Origin of the sequence: Corynebacterium sp. (assembly GCF_030826625.1) — a bacterium.
Taxonomy (GTDB): domain Bacteria; phylum Actinomycetota; class Actinomycetes; order Mycobacteriales; family Mycobacteriaceae; genus Corynebacterium.
Map to the genome: position 1 here is coordinate 1 of NZ_JAPJNQ010000105.1, position 5,775 is coordinate 5,775.

A 5,775-nucleotide genomic window follows, 5' to 3' on the forward strand; every position below is an offset into this window, starting at 1 on the left:
CATCAAAACCTTGATCTTGTGAAGTTATTTTCTCTGTCAGCCCCTCGCGGCGACTTGGATTAATCTACACACGTTATAGATTCTTCACAAATCGCCTGGTTATGGGGCATAAATGATGGTCTTATATCGAGCTTATATCGGGGCTATATCTCGCTTATAGCGACAGCTTTGCCCCGGCGAAGTTTTTCTTACCGCGGCGCAGCACCAGCCAACTACCGTGAAGCAAATCTTCTGCCATGGGCTCCCACTCCGCGGATTCGATGCGCTGGTTGTTCACATAGGCACCGCCCTCTTTGATCGTGCGCCGAGCTGCGCCCTTGGAATCAACCAAGCCGGACGCCACGAGAAGGTCAACGATCGTGCGTGGTTCATCGTCGTCAAGCTCGGCAACAGTGGTTTCCTGCAGCGCACCTCGCAGGGTTTGCTCGTCGAGGTCGGTCAATTCGGCACGCCCAAACAACGCCTGTGATGCCAGCTGCACTGACTCACGGGCAGCAACTCCGTGAACCAGGTCTGTCATCTCTTCTGCCAAACGTCGCTGTGCGGCACGTTTATGCGGTTCTTCTGCCACTGCACGCTCGTACTCAGCGATTTCATCCTGGTCCAAGAACGTAAACATCTTCAGGTAACGCACGACATCGGCATCCCCGGCGTTTACGAAATATTGGTACCACGCATACGGGCTGGTCTTTTCTGGGTCCAACCACAGCTTGCCGCCGCCGGTCGATTTACCGAATTTCTTACCGTTGGCATCGGTAACCAGCGGAACCGTCAACGCGTGGGTCTTCGCTCCAGATACGCGCCGGTTGAGATCAACCCCGGAAACTATATTCCCCCACTGGTCGGAGCCGCCGATTTGCAAGCTGACGCCGTATTCACGGTTCAGGTGCACGTAGTCGTTGGCCTGCAACAACATATAAGAAAACTCGGTGTAGGAAATACCGTCGCCCTCTAGACGACGCTTCACCGTATCCCGGTCCAGCATCGTGTTCAGCGAGAAGTTTTTCCCTACTTCACGCAAAAACTGCACGACGGACATACCCATCGTCCAGTCCGCGTTGTTCACCAGGGTTGCTGCGTTTTCGCCCTCAAAGTCAACGAATTGGCGTAATTGCTTCTTAATCGCTGCAACGTTGGTGTCAAGCTCTTCTTGGCTCAACATGCTGCGCTCGCCAACATCGCGCGGGTCACCGATAAAACCGGTAGCCCCACCGGCGAGCGCAAACGGACGATGCCCGGCTTCCTGGAAACGCCGCAGCATGATCATCGGCACCAAGTGGCCAGCATGTAGCGAATCCCCGGTGGGATCGAAACCGCAATACAGCGCAATCGGTTCTTCGGTCGCAGCGCGGAGTTCGTCTAAGTCAGTGGACTGGTTAATGAGTCCACGCCATTGCAGTTCATCGACGATATTGTTCATTGCTTAGTTCTCTCCTTGGGATTTTTCTGGCCAGTCGATCGCCTCGTCAGCCAACAAAACGGGCACATCATTGTCTATGCGATAGGCGATGCCTTTACGCTCATTGACCAGCACCTCGTCTTTTTCGTGATAGACCAATGGGCCTTTGTCTTGCGGACAGGCCAGAATTTCCAATAACCGGGGATCGAGACTCATGCAGTCAGTTTATCGCTTTGCTTTATCAGCGACGGTGACCGAGGCCCACTCACGCGCTTCGGCCGCTGCTTTTTCCACAGTTTCGCGCTGTTCGTCAACACGTACGCCCGCAGTTCCGCCGCGGGTAGACCGCGAGGCCACGGCCCCATCAATCGTCAGCACGTCGCGTACCTCAGGCGTCAAACGCTTGTCGACGCTTGCCAGCTGCTCATCACTCAGATCCACGAGATCAACACCCGCCTCTTCCGCTAAGCGCACGCATGAGCCCGAAGCCTCGTGAGCCTCACGGAACGGTACGCCCTGGCGCACCATCCATTCTGCGAGATCAGTCGCCAGAGTAAACCCGCGTGGTGCGAGCTCACGCATGCGGTCTTCGTGGAATACCAGCGTAGAAACCAAACCTGTCATCGCCGGCAGCACCAGATTCAGCTGTGCAAAACCGTCGACAAGCGGTTCTTTATCTTCCTGTAAGTCGCGGTTGTATGCCAGCGGCAGTGACTTGCAGGTAGCAAGCAAGCCAGTGAGATTACCGATCAAGCGACCAGTCTTTCCGCGCTGCAATTCCGGAATGTCTGGGTTCTTCTTCTGCGGCATGATCGACGACCCGGTGGACCACTCGTCGCTCAGCGTGACGTAGCCAAATTCGGGTGTGGACCAAGCGATGATTTCTTCCGAGAGCCGCGAGATATCCACCGAAATCTGGGCCAAAACAAACGCGGTCTCAGTGGCAAAGTCACGTGAGGAGGTGCCGTCCAAAGAGTTTTCCGCAGAAGAATCGAACCCAAGCTCTTCGGCAATCGCTTCTGGGTCCAACTGCAGCGACGATCCCGCCAATGCACCCGAGCCATAAGGTGAAACTGCCAGGCGCTTATCCAGGTCACGAAGCCGGTCGATATCGCGCAGCAATGGTTGCGCATGCGCAAGCAGGCCATGCGCCAGCAAGATTGGCTGAGCAGCTTGGAAGTGAGTCTTGCCCGGCATAATCACACGCGGATGCGCTTTGGCTTGCGCAGCGAGTGCGTCGATGAGGTCGACGAGCTGCAGCGCTACATCACGGACCGCATCGCGCGCCCACATGCGAAACAGGGTTGCGACCTGGTCATTGCGCGAACGCCCTGCCCGCAAGCGGCCACCAAGCTCCTTGCCAACGCGATCGATCAGGCCACGTTCCATCGCACCATGGACGTCCTCGTCGGTGGGATCGGGAGTGAACTCGCCTGATTCCACGTCACGGCCCAGCTGGTCTAGCCCAGCCAGCATCTTTTCCAGGTCTGCCGACGAGAGCAAATCTGCCTTGTGAAGTACCCGCGCGTGAGCCTTCGATGCCAGCACGTCGTAGGGTGCTAGCACCCAGTCGAAGTGCGTGGACACAGAGAGTGCGGCCATGGCATCGGAAGGGCCGCCGGAAAAACGGCCTCCCCACAGTGCACCCTCGTTCGTGGAATGCGCCTGGATTCCGGACATTAGTTGTTTGCCTCGCGATCACGTTTGTTGGAGATCTGGGTGGACAGGCCGTGCAGCTGCACGAATCCCTTAGCCGCGGTCTGGTCGAAGGTATCACCGGTGTCGTAGGTTGCCAGGTTGAAGTCATACAGCGACTGGTTCGAACGACGACCGTTGACGATGATGTTTCCGGCGTGCAGCACCAGACGGATATCGCCGGTGACGTGCTCCTGCGTCGACTGGATGAACGCATCCAGCGACTTCTTCAATGGGCTGAACCACAAGCCGTCGTAAACCTCTTCGGACCAGCGGGCATCGACGCCGCGCTTGTAGCGAGCGACCTCGCGTTCCAGGCACACATCTTCGATGGCTTCGTGTGCCTTGATCAACACCATTGCGCCAGGTGCTTCGTAGACCTCACGCGATTTGATGCCAACCAAACGGTCCTCGACCATGTCCAAACGGCCAACGCCTTGAGCTCCAGCACGACGGTTCAGCTCTTCGATGATCTGCAGCGGCGACAGCTTCTTGCCGTCGACAGCAACCGGACGGCCGGCTTCGAAGGAGATGATGACCTCATCCGGGGCGTTGCCCATCGCTGGATCTTCGGTGTAGGCGTAGAGATCCTTTGTTGGTGGGTTCCACAGATCTTCCAGGAAACCAGTTTCTACCGCGCGGCCCCACACGTTCTGGTCAATCGAAAACGGCGACTTTTCGGACTGCTCGATCGGCAAGTCAATCTCGTTGGCGAATTCGATGGCTTTGTCGCGGGTCCAGGCGTAGTCACGAGCCGGCGCGATGATATCCAGGGTTGGATCCAGCGCACGGAAGGAAACCTCGAAACGAACCTGGTCGTTACCTTTACCGGTACAACCGTGGGAGACGTGCGTACCACCGTGTTCCTGTGCGGCTTCCACGAGATGCTTGACGATCAACGGACGAGAAATCGCAGACACCAGCGGGTACTGCTTCATGTACATTCCGTTAGCTTGAACCGTCGGCAAGCAATATTCTTCCGCAAATTCATCGCGAGCATCGACGACGATGGATTCCACGGCACCACAGTCCAGGGCACGCTGACGTACCGATTCCATGTCCTCGCCACCCTGGCCCAGGTCCAAGGCCACGGCGACAACTTCACCTTCGGTCTGGCGCGCCAGATATGGGATCGCGACCGAGGTATCTAGTCCTCCGGAATAGGCAAGTACAATGCGGTTTTTCATGAAATTTCCTTTACTGTTGTTCTCGGCCACGTGCCACCGTTCGTGCGGCATCGGCCATTGTTGATTTTAGGTTCTGTGCTTTTTCGCGGCTTAATCGGGGCCAAGCCGGCTCTCGCCGATCGACAGCGATTCGATCAGCTCGCGACCGGTCAAAGGATCGCGGGCCAGAACGAAGACGGTATCATCACCGGCAATCGTTCCGACGATGTCGCTGATGCCGACGCGATCGATGAAACTGGCGAGATATTGCGCGCCACCGGGAGGCGTGCGCAATACCGCCGTATTTGCGGAATGGTCGGATGAAACCACGAGATCAGCCAACATCTTGCGCAGTTTATCTCGCGGCCCGTTGACCGTATGTTCGGCTAAGGATTCACTGTCGCCTACTGCATAAAAACTACGTCCGTCGGTAGGCTTGACCTTACGTGCGCCCAGCTCGTCGAGATCGCGAGATAACGTCGCCTGGGTCGTCTCGAACCCCTCAGCCAGCAACAATTTCGACAGCTGCGCTTGCGAGTAGATCCGCGTCTGCTCGAGCAGCTCGACGATCCGGCCCTGGCGTCCGGTGCGCGAGTAGGTATTTTTCATCGCATCCTCGCTTTCGCTACCGGTTGGCCTGGCTCTTCGCCTGTCGCAATGCCGAGCAGCCACACCAACACGGCTTTTTGCACATGCAGACGGTTTTCGGCTTCATCGAACACCCGGGAGGCCGGGCCGTCGATGACTTCTGCGGTGACTTCGTTGCCGCGGTAGGCCGGCAGACAGTGCAAGAAGATCGCCCCATCGGCGGCCTGATCCATGATCTCCTGGGTGACCCGGTAAGGCACGAATGGCGTCGTGCGGTCTTTGCCATCGTCTTCTTGTCCCATCGACACCCAGGTATCGGTGATTACCACTGCCGCACCGGCAACATCGGCGGGGTCAGCGCTCACCGTGACACTACCGCCGGTACGTTTTGCTTGTCGACGGGCCCGCTCGACGAATTGGTCCTGCGGCTGGAATTCTTCCGGCGCAATGATCCAGACGTCCATCCCAGCCATCGCCAAGCCCAGCATGTAAGAATTCGCCATGTTTTGGTTACCGTCACCCAGATAGGCTACTTTTTTGCCCGCTAATCCGGTGACGCCTTGGTCCGGACACAGCGCTTCAATCATGGTTTGCAAATCCGCCAAGATTTGGCAGGGGTGAAAATCATCCGATAAGGCGTTGATCACTGGAACACTGGCATGTGCCGCCATGTCTTCGAGCCCGGCTTGTTCGTAAGTACGCCACGCAATTGCTTCGACGTAGCGCGAGAGCACCTGCGCAGTATCAGCAACGGATTCGCCTTTCCCCAGCTGCGAAGCACCGGCCTCAGTTACGATTGCACTACCACCGAGCTGGGCGATGCCGGCATCGAAGGAGAAACGTGTGCGAGTCGACGTTTTATCGAAGACAACCGCCACGCTGCGTCCGCCCGACAATGGTCGGTGGCTCAATGGTTCTGCCTTCAAC

Annotated in this window: 6 protein-coding genes; all 6 read right to left on the reverse strand. The window is 57.3% G+C overall.

Annotation, left to right across the window (positions count from 1 at the left end; translation table 11 throughout):
- Window positions 1–154: 154 nt before the first annotated feature.
- Window positions 155–1,420: a tyrosine--tRNA ligase gene (tyrS, locus tag RCH87_RS09960; protein ID WP_306516548.1), complete on the reverse strand. Its 1,266-nt coding sequence runs from the start codon at window positions 1,418–1,420 to the stop codon at window positions 155–157.
- A 3-nt stretch (window positions 1,421–1,423) separates the two neighbouring features.
- The gene (locus RCH87_RS09965) at window positions 1,424–1,615 is read right to left on the reverse strand and encodes a Trm112 family protein (protein ID WP_306516549.1); all 192 of its coding nucleotides are present in this window, start codon (window positions 1,613–1,615) and stop codon (window positions 1,424–1,426) included.
- A 9-nt stretch (window positions 1,616–1,624) separates the two neighbouring features.
- Window positions 1,625–3,070, reverse strand: a complete 1,446-nt coding sequence (gene argH / locus RCH87_RS09970) for an argininosuccinate lyase (RefSeq protein WP_306516553.1) — start codon at window positions 3,068–3,070, stop codon at window positions 1,625–1,627.
- 8 nt (window positions 3,071–3,078) lie between these two features.
- On the reverse strand, window positions 3,079–4,281 hold the full coding sequence (locus RCH87_RS09975; protein ID WP_306516550.1) for an argininosuccinate synthase: 1,203 nt from the start codon (window positions 4,279–4,281) through the stop codon (window positions 3,079–3,081).
- 90 nt (window positions 4,282–4,371) lie between these two features.
- On the reverse strand, window positions 4,372–4,869 hold the full coding sequence (locus tag RCH87_RS09980; RefSeq protein ID WP_306516551.1) for an arginine repressor: 498 nt from the start codon (window positions 4,867–4,869) through the stop codon (window positions 4,372–4,374).
- Window positions 4,866–5,775: ornithine carbamoyltransferase (argF, locus tag RCH87_RS09985; RefSeq protein ID WP_306516552.1), on the reverse strand; the 910-nt coding region annotated here is incomplete at its 5' end. The genes RCH87_RS09980 and argF, both read right to left, overlap by 4 nt.